Source organism: Gracilibacillus phocaeensis (assembly GCF_900626275.1).
Classification (GTDB): Bacteria; Bacillota; Bacilli; order Bacillales; family Amphibacillaceae; genus Gracilibacillus; species Gracilibacillus timonensis.
In genome coordinates this window covers 796,683-810,380 of record NZ_LR131145.1, presented here as the reverse complement: position 1 = coordinate 810,380, position 13,698 = coordinate 796,683, and the positions used below count along the sequence as shown (strand labels likewise).

General features: G+C 39.5%; 13 protein-coding genes. 8 read left to right on the top strand and 5 right to left on the bottom strand.

Annotated features, from left to right (window positions below):
* Positions 1-170 precede the first annotated feature (170 nt).
* From E0E32_RS19935 to E0E32_RS19905, 7 genes are all read left to right on the top strand, one after another.
* A complete protein-coding gene (locus E0E32_RS19935) occupies positions 171-1,037 on the top strand; it encodes a carbohydrate ABC transporter permease (protein WP_130860624.1) in 867 nt (288 codons plus the stop codon).
* 11 nt (positions 1,038-1,048) lie between these two features.
* A complete protein-coding gene (locus E0E32_RS19930) occupies positions 1,049-1,948 on the top strand; it encodes a carbohydrate ABC transporter permease (protein WP_130860623.1) in 900 nt (299 codons plus the stop codon).
* Positions 1,949-2,078: 130 nt separating this feature from the next.
* Positions 2,079-2,900 carry a sugar phosphate isomerase/epimerase family protein gene (locus E0E32_RS19925; protein ID WP_130860622.1) on the top strand — a complete coding sequence of 274 codons (822 nt, stop codon included), beginning with the start codon at positions 2,079-2,081 and terminating at the stop codon, positions 2,898-2,900.
* 3 nt (positions 2,901-2,903) lie between these two features.
* Positions 2,904-3,908, top strand: a complete 1,005-nt coding sequence (locus E0E32_RS19920; RefSeq protein ID WP_130860621.1) for a Gfo/Idh/MocA family protein — start codon at positions 2,904-2,906, stop codon at positions 3,906-3,908.
* Positions 3,909-3,932: 24 nt separating this feature from the next.
* On the top strand, positions 3,933-4,853 hold the full coding sequence (locus tag E0E32_RS19915) for an AraC family transcriptional regulator (protein ID WP_130860620.1): 921 nt from the start codon (positions 3,933-3,935) through the stop codon (positions 4,851-4,853).
* Positions 4,854-4,895: 42 nt separating this feature from the next.
* Positions 4,896-6,266, top strand: a complete 1,371-nt coding sequence (locus tag E0E32_RS19910; protein WP_130860619.1) for a sulfatase family protein — start codon at positions 4,896-4,898, stop codon at positions 6,264-6,266.
* Between the two features lie 102 nt (positions 6,267-6,368).
* Positions 6,369-7,001 (top strand): YesL family protein, encoded by a 633-nt coding sequence (locus E0E32_RS19905; protein ID WP_165445101.1) that lies wholly within the window; start codon positions 6,369-6,371, stop codon positions 6,999-7,001.
* A gap of 51 nt (positions 7,002-7,052) precedes the next feature.
* Here E0E32_RS19905 and E0E32_RS19900 read toward each other — a convergent pair whose 3' ends face one another.
* From E0E32_RS19900 to cysD, 3 genes are all read right to left on the bottom strand, one after another.
* Positions 7,053-8,465, bottom strand: coding sequence for a sulfatase-like hydrolase/transferase (locus E0E32_RS19900; protein WP_130860617.1), 1,413 nt, complete (start codon positions 8,463-8,465; stop codon positions 7,053-7,055).
* Positions 8,466-8,687: 222 nt separating this feature from the next.
* Complete coding sequence (gene cysC / locus E0E32_RS19895; protein ID WP_130860616.1) at positions 8,688-10,517, bottom strand: adenylyl-sulfate kinase; 1,830 nt, start codon at positions 10,515-10,517, stop codon at positions 8,688-8,690.
* A 2-nt stretch (positions 10,518-10,519) separates the two neighbouring features.
* Positions 10,520-11,419, bottom strand: coding sequence for a sulfate adenylyltransferase subunit CysD (gene cysD, locus E0E32_RS19890; protein ID WP_130860615.1), 900 nt, complete (start codon positions 11,417-11,419; stop codon positions 10,520-10,522).
* 277 nt (positions 11,420-11,696) lie between these two features.
* On the opposite strand from cysD, the gene E0E32_RS19885 reads away from it, so the two are divergent.
* Positions 11,697-12,251 (top strand): DUF4256 domain-containing protein, encoded by a 555-nt coding sequence (locus E0E32_RS19885; RefSeq protein ID WP_066190053.1) that lies wholly within the window; start codon positions 11,697-11,699, stop codon positions 12,249-12,251.
* Positions 12,252-12,346: 95 nt separating this feature from the next.
* Here E0E32_RS19885 and E0E32_RS19880 read toward each other — a convergent pair whose 3' ends face one another.
* Positions 12,347-13,111: an SDR family oxidoreductase gene (locus E0E32_RS19880; RefSeq protein ID WP_130860614.1), complete on the bottom strand. Its 765-nt coding sequence runs from the start codon at positions 13,109-13,111 to the stop codon at positions 12,347-12,349.
* Between the two features lie 127 nt (positions 13,112-13,238).
* Positions 13,239-13,553 carry an L-rhamnose mutarotase gene (gene rhaM, locus E0E32_RS19875; protein ID WP_066190055.1) on the bottom strand — a complete coding sequence of 105 codons (315 nt, stop codon included), beginning with the start codon at positions 13,551-13,553 and terminating at the stop codon, positions 13,239-13,241.
* Positions 13,554-13,698: the final 145 nt, after the last annotated feature.

Here is a 13,698-nt window from a genome sequence, read left to right as displayed (position 1 = left end):
CAGTAATAGTAAGCAATCACCAAATATGCATGCTTGGTTCTGTTATTTATGCTGAACCAGGCATGTTATAAGCAGCAAAGGACTTATAAGTTTATGCGTAATGTTCTTCACACTGAGCTCAGCCAATAATAAAAGACGATAAGGTGTTTAAAGGAGTTGAGAATGATTTTATGAATAGGTCAGTGAATAGCATGTACCCTTTTATCTTTCTTGTTCCAGCTTTGTTAATCTATGGAGTGTTTTTTCTGATTCCTACTGGATTGTCCTTTTTTTATAGTTTTACATGGTGGACATTGACAGATTGGGAGTTCATTGGATTGGATAATTTTATTCAGTTTTTTCAAGAACCCTCTTTACGAATTGGTTTTAGAAATACTTTAATTTTTGCTTTCACTACCATGGGAGGTAAAGTTGTTATAGGATTGTGTTTAGCGGTATTTCTAACTTCTAAAATTAGAAATAAAGATTTTCTAAGATCAATTGTTTTTTTTCCAGCACTATTAAGTACTATTGCGGTGGGTTTTACCTTTAGTTCCATGATGCATCCTACTAATGGAGTCATTAACACAGTATTATCTTTTCTTGGTATCACAGGCCCCAATTGGTTAGGTGACCCCAGTATTGCTTTATTGTCTGTTGCCATGACAGATATTTGGAAAGGCGTAGGGATTGCAACTGTTATTTTTATAGCAGGCTTAATGGCAATCCCTAAACATTATTACGAAGCATTGAGGATTGATGGAGGTAATTCATTTCAAGCATTTTGGCATATTACATTGCCATTGTCACGTCCTGCGATGAATACAGTTATTATTCTTGCTCTTATTGGTGGCCTTAAAACCTTCGATTTAGTTTGGGCCATGACAGGGGGAGGACCGGGATTTAGTACGGATCTTTTAGCTTCTATTGTCTATAAACAGTATGCAGCAGGTTTTTATGGTTTATCAACTGCAGGAAATGTTCTGTTGTTTTTATTTGTAGCTTTAATAGCGTTTCCAATCTTTAAATTGCTTAATCGAAATGAGGTGGATTTATGAGTTTGAACGAGATGAATCCAAAAGAATCATTCCAGCAAAATAATAATGAGGAGACATGGAAAAAAGAATTGCAAAATGCAAAGAAAAAGTCTAAACGTGGTTTACAGCTATATGAAGCACTAGCTATTCTGATAGCTTTAATCTTTTTTGGGGTACCTTTTTACTTTGTGATCATTAACTCTTTTAAGGATAGGGCCGGAGCTTCACAATTGAATTTGTCATTTCCAGAAAACTTTCAACTTTTGGAGAATTATAGAGAGGTATTGGCATTAAATGATGGAGTAGTTATTCGAGCTTTTTTTAATAGCACAATTATTACGATGTTTTCGCTGTCTATTATTATTATTATCTGCTCTATGGCTGCTTTTGTATTAGCGAGAAGAGCAGGTTTATCGAAAAAACTCAATTATGTTATTTTAATTGGTCTAATGATTCCGCCCTCTATTGTTCCAACTATTTGGTTATTGCAAAGCTTGGGATTATTCAAAACATTTCCAGGTATTATTGCATTAGAAGCAGGGATACACTTCTCATTTGCTTGTTTACTCTATACAGCTTTTGTAGCAACAATTCCTAAAGAGCTAGATGAAGCGGCTCTTATTGATGGTTGTGGTCCGTTCAATTTATTCTTTCGGATCATTTTTCCATTATTGAAACCTGTTACATCGACTGTTATTGTATTATCATCTATCCAGATTTATAATGATTTTGAGAATATGTTGTATTTTTTTCCAGGAGCTGATAATGCTACAGTACAGCTTACGTTATACAATTTTACTGGTATATATGGAACGGAGTATCATTTGTTATTTGCAGATGTTCTCTTAATTTCTATCCCACCTTTAATATTATTTATTTTCTTTAATAAGAAAATAGTGGATGGTATGACGGCAGGTGCGGTAAAGGGATAATAAAATCCATGTCCCGATCGACCACACCAGCGACTACATGCGCAATGCAGAAGGCAATGAATGTATCTTATAATGAAACCACTTACACAAACATGTGTGAAACAAAAAATGACAGTAGGGAGGAAATGAGATGAAATTAGGTGTGAATACCGTACTATTTGGTGGATTCGACTTAAAGACAGCGGTAAATAATATCAAATTTTGTGGATATGATGGTGTGGAACTTGCATCTATCGTTGGGATGGCAGAGCACCTAGCTGCCGATGCAAATGACCAGCAGTTAGAAGAGATTCGGAAATTAGTAACAGAAAAAGAGCTGGAATTGTATTGTGTAGAAGCTGCTACGAATATTTTAGAGCCAGAAAATCGCGAACGGACAAAACGAGTTTTTGAACGAGCGGCAAAATTAGGGATACCAATGGTTACAACAGGAAGTGCAGGCGAGTCCGATAATGCAGAACTGTTTGAACAATCTGTAAAAGCAGTGGAAGAGCTGACACAAGCGGCTCATGATGTTGGTATTAAGTATGCCTTAAAGCTACATTATGGTCAAAGTGTTTATAATACCTCGTCTGCTTTGCAGCTATTGAAAGCGTTTCAACACCCGTCTTTAGGACTGAATTTTGATGCGACCCATGTAGGACGTGTAGGCGATGATCCAGTTCAAGCTTTGGATGCATTGCAGGAACATATTATTCATACGCACATTCGTGATACATTTATGGAACAATTATCCATTTCTGCTCCGGAATTTCAGACAGCTGGGCGTGGAACTGTTCCCTTGGAGGGTGTAATAAACAAAATGGCAGACATCAATTATCAAGGTGCAACGGTTTTGGAGATCATTGGGGCTAATGAGTATCCATTAGAGCAAGTGACGGCTATTGCAGCGGAGAGTAAAGGTTATTTAACTAGATTAATGAGTGAGGCACAGAACAATAAGGGGGCATAAACAATGCAAAAAGTAGCAGTTGTTGGGCTAGGTAATATCGGAAAAACACATTGTAAGTACTATATGGAAGATCCAAATGTCGAGTTAGTAGCAGTGTGTGATGTTATGGAAGACAAAGTAGAAGAGTTATCCCGGCATTATGGCGTAAAAGGTTTTCTGGATTTAAAAGAAATGTTACGAGAAGCTGAGATTGATGTGGTCAGTATCGCGACGGCAGGATTGGAAAACGGGGGAGATCATTATGAGCCAGCTGTAATAGCCATTGAGGCAGGAAAAAATGTTTTAGTCGAAAAACCAATTTCCAATGACATTGAGAAAGCAAGGGAAATGGTGAAGTTGGCAAAAGAGAAGAATGTCCGCTTAGTAAGTAACTTAAATCATCGCTTTGTCCCTGCTGCTTATAAAGGTAGGGAATTAATTGATAATGATGAGCTGGGAGCACTTCTCTTTGTCAATATGAAATTAACGATTCAAAATCCTGCTGAAACAAGCCCATGGTTTCATTTAAGGGCATTACACCCACATTCGATTGATGTGATGCGCTATTTTGCTGGGGACATCAAGCGGGTGCAGGCATTTATGACAAAGGCGCCAGGAAGGGAAATCTGGTCCACAGCATCCATTAACCTAGAATTTGCTTCGGGTGCTGTTGGTCATTTAACGGGCAGTTATGACATGGCGGGGCGCCATCCAATCGAATATTGTGAAGTTGCGGGAAATAAGGGGAGATTTGTTATTGATAATGTGTATGAGAATTTTACCTTTTATCCTCATCAACAAGACGAATTGTTGGTGTTGCGCAATTCTATTATGACGGGTGTGGGCAGCTTCCAGGAAACATTCAAGAATCGGTTACAACATTTTATTCAGCAAATAGAAGACGGTGTATCACCTGAGGATATGGAGGCTTCTGGAGCGGATGCGTTGGCTGGGCAGGAGGTAATTGAGGCGGCGATTCGCTCGCAGCTGGAAGGCGGTGCAGTTATAGAGGTCCCATCCTTAGCATAAAAGAATCGGAAGGGCGGAATCAGATTGCGACTTACAAGTAGTCAGTATCTCAATAAGAAAGAATTCCCATTTTCTATTAATCGCATAGTACACACGATGCAAGATACTCCTCCGTTACATGGTCACGATTTTGTCGAGTTAGTATATGTGATTGAAGGACAGGGGGAGCATGTATGTGATGGCAGATCCTATCAGTTATTTGCTGGAGATGTATTCATTATCAATCCTGATGAAGAACATACTTATTATATAGCTCCTCAACAAAAAGTGGAGATATTTAATTGCTTGTTTACTCCTGCTTTATTTGATGAAAATTTATTAAGAGGTTTGGGTATTACTAATTCAATGGATTATTTTTATGTGCATCCATTTTTGGATAATTGCGAACGTTTTCATAGGTGCCTTAATTTAAGAGGTGAGGCAGCAGCAGAAATTCAATCTATGTTCGTGAAAATGGCGAATGAATATCAAACAAGACAGAATGGTTTTGAGCCGGTTATTCGCTTGCAATTGGTCCAGTTGCTTATTCAATTATCCCGAATGTATGTGCATGGAGATACTACTTTTCAGCTCAATAGAAAAGAGCTGGAAAGAAAGACACTGATTAAACGAATTGCTGGCTACTTGGAACGCCACTATGATCAAAAATTGACGCTTGCGAATTTATCGTCATTATTTAATCTTAGCTCCCGACACCTTAATCGTATTTTTAAAGAAGAAACCGGAAAAACGATTGTAGAGTACATGCATCATGTCCGTATCTATCGAGCGAAGAAGCTATTGGCCGAATCAGATGCAAAAATTATCTCAGTAGCGTTAGAGGTAGGATATGATGACCCAGCATTTTTTACGAGATTGTTTACTAGAAAGGTAGGCTGTTCTCCAGGTAAGTACCGTGAGAAAAGTGGGACACCGCAGCCAGTATTATCAATCCGGCAATCATAATACGATGAAAGGTCTACAAAACAATTAAAGGAGGAAATCAGTTTGGCAAAACCTAATGTCATACTTTTTGGAATTGATAGTTTGAGACGAGATTTTATGAGCAGTTATGGATACCGTAAGTTGACCACTCCGCATATGGATAAGGCAGCAAGCGAGGGAGTGTTATTTGAACAACATTTTAGCCCAAGTATTCCCACAACACCAGGCTATGCCTCCATGCTGACGGGGTTAGATTGTTTTGGTTCAGACGTCGTTGCGCTACGTCATCAAGGGAAGATAAGAGGAAAGACGCTTGCAGAAGTACTGAACGATGAAGGTTACAATACGACATGTATTGGATTTACAGATAATCCATCTGCGCGAGGATTTCAGCAGTATTTAGATTATGAAGCATGGCAGCCAGATGAAACAGGTAGGTGCCCGAAGGCTGAGAATTTGAATGCAGTAGCCATTCCAGAATTAAAAAGACTGCACCAGGAAGATCAGCCTTTCTTCTTATTTATGCGGCATATGGATCCTCATTCGCCGTATCTGCCACCAAGGCCATTTGAAAGAATGTTCTATGATGGAAATGAGAAGGATCCGAATGAACATTCTATGGAGGCAGTTTATCAGTTTAAGCCGCATGCTGATTTCTTTAAGTCATGGATTCCTGAAGGAGTAACCGATCAACGATATGTGACCGCACAATATGAAGGTGCTGTAGCATATATGGATGCTTGTATTCAAAACATTTTCGCAACTATTGAGGAATTAGGGATTGAAGAAGAGACTTTGGTGATTATTACCTCTGACCACGGAGAAACATTGTATGAACATGATTGTTATTTTGATCACCATGGAACCTATGATAATTGCTTGGTCGTGCCGCTAATTTTGAAGTTTCCTGGCAAACTCCCATCAGGCAAAAAGGTGACAGACGTTACGTTGATTAAAGATATTATGCCAACTATTCTTGATTTACTCGATATCGATGTCAGCCTACCAATGGATGGACAATGTTTATTGCCACTTATAAATGGTGGAGCATATGAGAAAATATCGGAATTTTATATCACGGAATGTACTTGGATGAGGAAGCATGGCTGGCGCACAGCTGAGTGGAAGCTGATTGAAGCTTTGGAACCAGATTTTCACTTTAAGCCTGCCACGGAGCTGTATAATTTGGTTCAGGATCCTGGAGAAAATCATAATCTGGCCGAACAAGAGCCAGAAATGGTTGAGTTATTGCGGCGAAGAATGAATGCCTATATTCAGCAAAGAGAGCAAGAAACAGGGAGAATCAATCCGATGGTAACCAATGATAATTATCACGGACTAGGAACGGGTCCTTTCAAGTCATCGCAGGAAGCTTATGATAAGTTATACCTTGGATCGATTACAAAGGCAAGGACGTTGCAAGCAAAGGATTAATGATTAATAAGTCATGACATTTATACTGGTGTCATGGCTTTCGTTTAGCTGTACGTGAAAAGTTGGCTATTGGTTTATGCTAGGGGAAAGGAGGGCATGAAAATGGCAGCATACGGTATACTGCGCATTCCAGAGTGGATATTAAAATTCGCTTATGTAACCTTACTCTGGATAGTTTCTTCCATATTGGGCTTATTCGTGCTAGGGTGTTTTCCTGCTACAGCTGCGGTATTTGCTATATCGCGGCAATGGTTATTAGGCAATATCGATATATCCATCACAAAGAAATTCTTCACCTATACAAAACGGGAATTTTGGCGGGCGAATCTGTTAGGTTATTTAGCATTACTGGTAGGTTTGACTTTGTATATATACTTTCAATTAATAGTGGGGGTGGATGGTTGGCTGTTTTCGGTTTTTGGGTATTTACTAGTTATCATCTCGTTGTTGGCTACATTGACTTGTATCTATTCTTTTGGATTAATGGTTCATATTGATTTAACCATCTTTACATTAATAAAGCATGCTTTTTTGTTAATGATTGTTTCCCCTTTAAGTAGTCTAATGATTATTAGTGGCTTGATTATTTTACAATTTATCTCGTCCTATTCGCCAGCCTTTTTGGTTATATTCGGCCCCGGTGCAGCTATTTTTCTGTTTATGTTTTCTGTTTATTTTGCCCTTTTGCATGTAGAGAAAAGAAGAGAAAAGCCACATGTGAATACTGATCGATGAGAAGCAAGATGTATAAGAGAGCGGGCAAATCACATTTACCCACTCTATCTATTAATCTTTATGCTGTAGCTTGGCATGTAGCAATTGATCGTATCTTTCCTTGGAAGGGTTCTTCTGCCATTCTTCCCAGGACAGTCCGACTTGTTGTAATACCTTTTCTATCCGTTTCTTGAAGGGAAGCCCTTCTTCTTTTAGCTGTTTTTCTAAAGGATCTTCTTGGCCGGTTAGTGTTTCTTCTATCCATACGTGTAGTTCTTTCTCGAATTGCTCTGCTGTATCTGGTTGTTCTTCTGCGAGATTATGCGTTTCATATGGATCGATTTTGATATCATAAAGCTCTCTGGGTGGTCTATCAAACAACCCACTATCCCATGTTTTAATGAATTTAAATTGGTCGGTCCGAATTCCTCTTGCGGCTTGCCAGGCACATTCACTTAAAAAGATAGTAGAATGCGTCCCATCTTCTTGTCCTGAAAGGGAGGGCCACAGACTTTTTCCGTCCATTTGGTAGTCGTTAAATTGTTTTTCTTTAGCTTGGGTCACGCCTTCCAAAATGGTTGGGAGCAAGTCGACATGTTGAACCATGCCCTTGACGCGTTTATTTTGCTGGATATGGTGCGGCCATCTCATAATAAGCGGGACGCGTACTGTTACATCATATAAGCCGCAATGATCCCAGTAGATTTGATGCTCTGTCAAACTCTCCCCATGGTCTCCGAATAAAATAAGCAGCGTATCCTCTTTTATTTGTAACTCTTCCAAGTACTGATCCAGTTCTTTGATCTTATCATCTAAATAACGCACCTCTGCATCATACAATGCATTGACATAACCAGCATCCCTTATATTTCCAATATGATCAAAATGGTGCTGCTTAAAGAATGGGTAAGCGGTATGATTGTATGCAGGATTCATGCTATTATTTGCTTTATCGTAGGAGTTTTTTTCGGCACCATAAAAGGGTTCAATATACTCTTTTGGCGGCAAATAAGGTGTGTGGGGATCCCAATAATGAAGAAAAAGGAAAAAATCTTCATCGGCGTGCTCTTTCAGCCAATCCTTAGCCAAACTGGTTACTAACTCACCATCAATCCACCTTTTGTCTCCCACACTATTAATATAATATCTGTATCCGCGTGCAAACCATTCTTTCAATTGGTACAAATTATCGACAGCAGCAGTGGTGAAGCCTGCTTGTTTTAGGATAGTAGGTAGCCATTGAGGTGTTTTATTTAAATGGGTAAGATTAGAACCATGAGACACAATTCCGTGGTTTAAACCAACCTTGCCAGTGAAAATAGACGTGTGTGCTGCTTCTGTAGGGATATCAGAAGCAAAAGCTTGTTCAAATAAGGCACCTTCTGACGCTATTTTATCTATATAAGGGCTGGTAGGTTTATGATAGCCATAACTTCCTAAACGATCGGCACGTAATGAATCTAAAGAAAGCATGATAATTTTCATAGGGGAATCCCTCCAAACTATTTATCATTAGTATAAGACACCTTACTGTGGAATGCGCTACTGATTCAGACATATTCATGGTCAATCAGGACAACATGTTTAAAGAACAACAGTCAGAAGAGGCTGGATGTATACATTTATCAAACGGCTTTACTTTTTAAGTCAATGGAGACCCCTGACTAGAACTTATCCGAGAAGGTCTCCACCATTCAAATGTTAAAGTTATGTTTGAACAGCCTCCAGAACGGCTTTTAAAATGAGCTCAGTTGCTTCTTCAATGGAATATTCACTTGTATCAATGGTTAAATGAGGTTGTACTGGGACCTCATAAGGGCTGGAGATGCCTGTGAAATTCGGGATCTCTCCGGCACGTGCTTTTTGATACAATCCTTTCACATCACGTTTTTCACATTCTTCTAGAGGTGTACTTACGTATATTTCAATATATTTACTGCCAATAATGTCGTTTGCTTGCTGCCGATCGTTTTGATAAGGCGAAATAAAGGAGGCAATCGTAATTAAACCTGCTTCATTCATAAGCTTGGCGACTTCAGCGATGCGGCGAATATTTTCCACCCGGTCGCCTTCCTTAAATCCCAAGTCTTTATTTAAACCATGCCGCACATTATCTCCATCTAAAAGCATGGTATGATGACCTAAAGTAACTAATCTTTTTTCTACCTCATTGGCAAGTGTGGATTTGCCAGAGCCAGATAAACCGGTAAACCAAATGGTTAGCGGTGTTTGCTGTTTCTGCTTAGCTCTTATTTCTTGTGATACATCCGTTTCTTGCCAAATGACATTTGTAGAACGGCGGAGTGGATATTTGATTATTCCACAAGCAGACGTCGTGTTGGAAACTCTATCTATTAAAATAAAACTTCCTAATGTTTTGTTATGTGCAAATGTATCAAAGACTGCTTTCTCTGCTAAGGAAATATCACATGTAATCAATTCATTTTTGAAAATTCGATCGGATGGAATTTCTTTTCCAGTATTAATATCTATTTTGTGTTTAATCGACATGACCGTTCCAGGCAAGGTGAGGGTTCCGAGTTTGATCAAATAATTTCTTCCTTCTATTAATTCTGTATCATCCATCCATAGGAGTGTCGCTGTAAACATATCTGTGACGTGTATCTGATCAGAAGTAGTTAATACACATCCACGAGATACGTCTACTTCTCGGTTTAATTGAATGGTGACTGGTTTACCATAATGGGCTCGTTCTGTCGTTTGATCTGTGGTAAGAATGGAAGTCACGTTTGCTTTTTCTTTACTAGGGAGAACCATTAACTCGTCACCTATGCGAATGCCTCCAGCTGCCACTTGTCCTTGGAAGCCACGAAAATCATGATTGGGGCGGCTGACTCTCTGAATGGGCAGTATAAATTCCTCTTGTGCTTCCTCTGTGTGTGTATCTATCTTTTCTAAATAAGGTAATAACGCCGGCCCTTTATACCATAATGTATTAGTGGAGTGAGTAGTAATATTGTCCCCGTTTGTAGCAGATACAGGAATCACTTGAATACCATCTAAGTTCATTTGGTAAGTCATTTGCAGGAATTCATCTTTAATTGCTTGAAATCTCTTTTGATCAAATCCAACTAGGTCCATTTTGTTGATGGCTAATATGAAATGTTTGATGCCCATCAAAGAACAAATTCTGGCATGTCTTTTAGTTTGAGGTACGATACCTTTGGTGGCGTCCGCTAGAATAATGGCTAAGTCAGCATAGGAGGCTCCAACTGCCATATTTCTTGTATACTCTTCATGACCAGGGGTATCGGCTACAATAAAAGAGCGCTTTTCTGTAGTGAAATAACGATAAGCTACATCGATCGTAATACCTTGTTCACGCTCAGCAGTTAAACCATCCAAAAGTAAAGAATAGTCGATTTCTCCAGCGCGGCTTCCTACTTTTGATTCTAATTCCAGAGCCTTTTCTTGATCAGCAAATAGAAGTTTGGCGTCATATAACATATGCCCGATGAGAGTGGATTTGCCATCATCTACACTGCCACATGTAATAAATTTCAATAATCCTTTCATTTTTAGAAATACCCCTCTCGTTTACGTCGTTCCATACTACCTGTCGCTTCCTGATCGATTACACGGCTGGTTCTCTCTGATGAAACAGCTCCCAATGTTTCTTCGACAATTTTATCAAGCGTGTCCGCTTCGGATTCTAGAGCTCCAGTTAACGGGTAACAACCTAGCGTACGGAAGCGGATTTTTTTGTTTACAATTTTTTCGTGTGGTGCTAACGGCATTCTATCGTCATCCACCATGATCATATTGTCATCACGATAAATGACTGGCCGTTCTTTCGCGAAATAGAGAGGAACAATATCTATTTTTTCCTGCAGAATATATTGCCAGATATCCCTTTCTGTCCAATTAGACAGAGGAAATACGCGCATGCTTTCTCCTTTATGCATTCGTGTATTATACAATTTCCACATTTCTGGCTTTTGATTTTTGGGATCCCAGGCATGATTCTTATTGCGAAAGGAAAAAATTCTTTCTTTGGCACGTGATTTTTCTTCGTCACGACGTCCGCCACCAAAGGCTGCATCAAACCCATATTTATCTAAACCTTGTTTCAAAGCCTGTGTCTTCATAATATCGGTATAGCTTGCACCATGATCAAATGGGTTGATACCTTGGTTCGCACCTTCTTGATTTGTATGAACAATCATTTCAATATTCAATTCGTGTGCCTTCCGATCACGAAAGGCTATCATTTCTTTGAATTTCCAGGTGGTATCAATATGCATAAAAGGAAAAGGTGGCTTCTCTGGGTAAAAAGCTTTCAATGCTAAATGCAGCATCACAGAGCTATCTTTTCCAATTGAATAAAGCATGACAGGATTAGCACATTCTGCTGCTACTTCTCTCATAATATATATAGCCTCTGCCTCTAATTGATCAAGATGGGGGTGTGTATTCATTATTTTTCCTCCTCCGTTGTATAAGGCTACCTTTATTAATACAACATGTGAAGTAGGAGGTCGAGGTCAAAAGGGACAAAGTTTGTTTGAAAATGTCTGGAATGTCTGTACAAAGAGGTACTGGCCTTCTCAAAGCAGAGGATAATAGTTCCCTTTTTGCAACGCTTTTTCATATAACAAAATAGTTGAATCAACTGTATTCCATTTACTTTCACACCTCCCTTGTTGTAAACTAAAAGCACCATTACGCTAAAACCATCATTAGGGGGAACAAACCATGTCAATGATCAACGAAACACAGCGCGAGGAATTATGGAAAACGCTACAAACCCGCTTTGAAACGAACATGCATCGTCATCAAGGGTTGGAATGGAACGCTATTCAAATAAGGTTAGAGGCTGACGACAACAAACTATGGTCGCTTCATGAGATGGAAAGAACAGGTGGTGAGCCGGATGTTGTTGGCTACGATGAACAAAAAGATGTCTATATGATTTATGATTGTGCCGCAGAAAGCCCTAAAGGCCGGAGAAGTGTTTGCTATGATCATGCAGCACTGGAATCAAGGAAAAAGCATAAACCAGAAAATAGTGCAGTAGGTATGGCGCAGGATATGGGAATTGTCTTGTTGACAGAAGCACAATATCGCCAGTTGCAAGAATTGGAAGAAGTCGATAAGAAGACTTCAAGCTGGGTGCAGACACCATCTGATATTCGAGAACGTGGTGGGGCGCTTTTCTGTGATTACCGTTTTGGACATGTGTTTTTATATCATAATGGGGCAGAATCTTACTATGGTGCCAGAGGATTTCGTGGGGGATTAGAGGTCTAATCGTGTTTTAAACAAGCGCACAACTTATGTCATTGTGCGCTTATGGGCGATAAATCACGTTTTAAAACGTTTGTCGATCCATTATTAACCATTCCTTAAAATGCGGTGTATCCACCATCAACGATAATATCGCTGCCGGTAACGTATTTACAGCTGTCACAGACTAAAAATAACAGTGGCGGAATCAGTTCTTCCGGTTTGGCCATTCGTTTCATTGGAATCAACTCGGACCAAGTGTCTCTTAATGCTTCTGGCGTATTCACCGACATGTTGGTTGCCACATAACCTGGGCTTAGGCTGTTCACCTTAATTCCGTATTCTGCCCATTCAACGGCTAAAGATTTGGTTAAATGAATCAGTGCCGCTTTGGAGGCATTATAGGCAGCCTGCATTTGCGGTATGTTGACAATGGAACCGGACATCGAGGCAATGTTGACGATGTTGCCTTCCGTTCCCTTGTCAACCATTGCTTGTGCCACATACTTGCTTATGACAAATTGTGCATTAACATTTAGATTCATCACCTTGCTGAATTTCTCTGAAGTGGATGCCAGTGATCTCTCGTGAATGCACATGGCAGCATTGTTCACCAATATATCAATTCCACCTGTCTGTGCGAGAATTTGCTGAATCGCCTGTTCTATCTGCTCCTCTTTTGTTATATCTGTCTCGATCCAATGGGCTTCTCCGTTTACCATGGAGATTTCTTCTACTACATGTGTTGCAGAGCTCCTTGAAAGAATAAACACCCTTGCCCCAGCTTGTGCTAAACCAATAGCAAGCACTTGACCAATTCCCATACTTCCGCCTGTAATTACCGCTGTTTTTCCTGACAGACCAAACAACTTTTCCAAATACATGCTCTCACTCCTTTTGTGAATGCGTTTCCAAAAGTGTCTAGTAATAGTATACTAGAATTCGCCTGTTTTGGGGATTTTCCAGCTTGGATCCATCCTTGTCTTGAGTCTGTCATGGAAATAATACTGGCTATTCTAAATGAAATACAAGTTTCAGGTTTGTGGTAACGGGGCTATTATCTGGATTAGTTTTCATAACAGGCTCCATGTATTCCCACCATTTTTGGTTAATGTCCGTTTTCGCTAATTGCTGCCATTTATCCTCGCTTTCTATCTCGATATAGCCGAAGAGTTGATGAGTAGTTTTTTCTAAAAAAATCGAATAATTACGTCCACCATGAGCTTGGATGGCTTCGACCATTTCTGGCCAAATTTCTTCATGTCTTTTTTGATATTCTTCATGCATATCCGGGTATACTTCCATTACAAAGCCTTTTTTGATCATGTTATCTCCTCCTGCTAGTGCTGTTTTCTTTAGAGAATACAGGAATAGGAGGATGATAGGAATAACGTTAATTGCCTATTTTGTGTCCTTTTTTGCGTGTGAAGGAAGAAAAATGGTGATAGTGGAAGGGAATCAGTGGAATGGT

Bases quoted from the DNA above. Each gene is read 5' to 3' on its own strand.
- E0E32_RS19935 (WP_130860624.1), top strand. From the start codon at position 171: ATGAATAGGTCAGTGAATAGCATGTACCCTTTTATCTTTCTTGTTCCA.
- E0E32_RS19930 (WP_130860623.1), top strand. From the start codon at position 1,049: ATGAATCCAAAAGAATCATTCCAGCAAAATAATAATGAGGAGACATGG.
- E0E32_RS19925 (WP_130860622.1), top strand. From the start codon at position 2,079: ATGAAATTAGGTGTGAATACCGTACTATTTGGTGGATTCGACTTAAAG.
- E0E32_RS19920 (WP_130860621.1), top strand. From the start codon at position 2,904: ATGCAAAAAGTAGCAGTTGTTGGGCTAGGTAATATCGGAAAAACACAT.
- E0E32_RS19905 (WP_165445101.1), top strand. From the start codon at position 6,369: ATGGCAGCATACGGTATACTGCGCATTCCAGAGTGGATATTAAAATTC.
- E0E32_RS19900 (WP_130860617.1), bottom strand. From the start codon at position 8,465: ATGAAAATTATCATGCTTTCTTTAGATTCATTACGTGCCGATCGTTTA.
- cysC (WP_130860616.1), bottom strand. From the start codon at position 10,517: ATGAAAGGATTATTGAAATTTATTACATGTGGCAGTGTAGATGATGGC.
- cysD (WP_130860615.1), bottom strand. From the start codon at position 11,419: ATGAATACACACCCCCATCTTGATCAATTAGAGGCAGAGGCTATATAT.
- E0E32_RS19885 (WP_066190053.1), top strand. From the start codon at position 11,697: ATGTCAATGATCAACGAAACACAGCGCGAGGAATTATGGAAAACGCTA.
- E0E32_RS19880 (WP_130860614.1), bottom strand. From the start codon at position 13,111: ATGTATTTGGAAAAGTTGTTTGGTCTGTCAGGAAAAACAGCGGTAATT.
- rhaM (WP_066190055.1), bottom strand. From the start codon at position 13,553: ATGATCAAAAAAGGCTTTGTAATGGAAGTATACCCGGATATGCATGAA.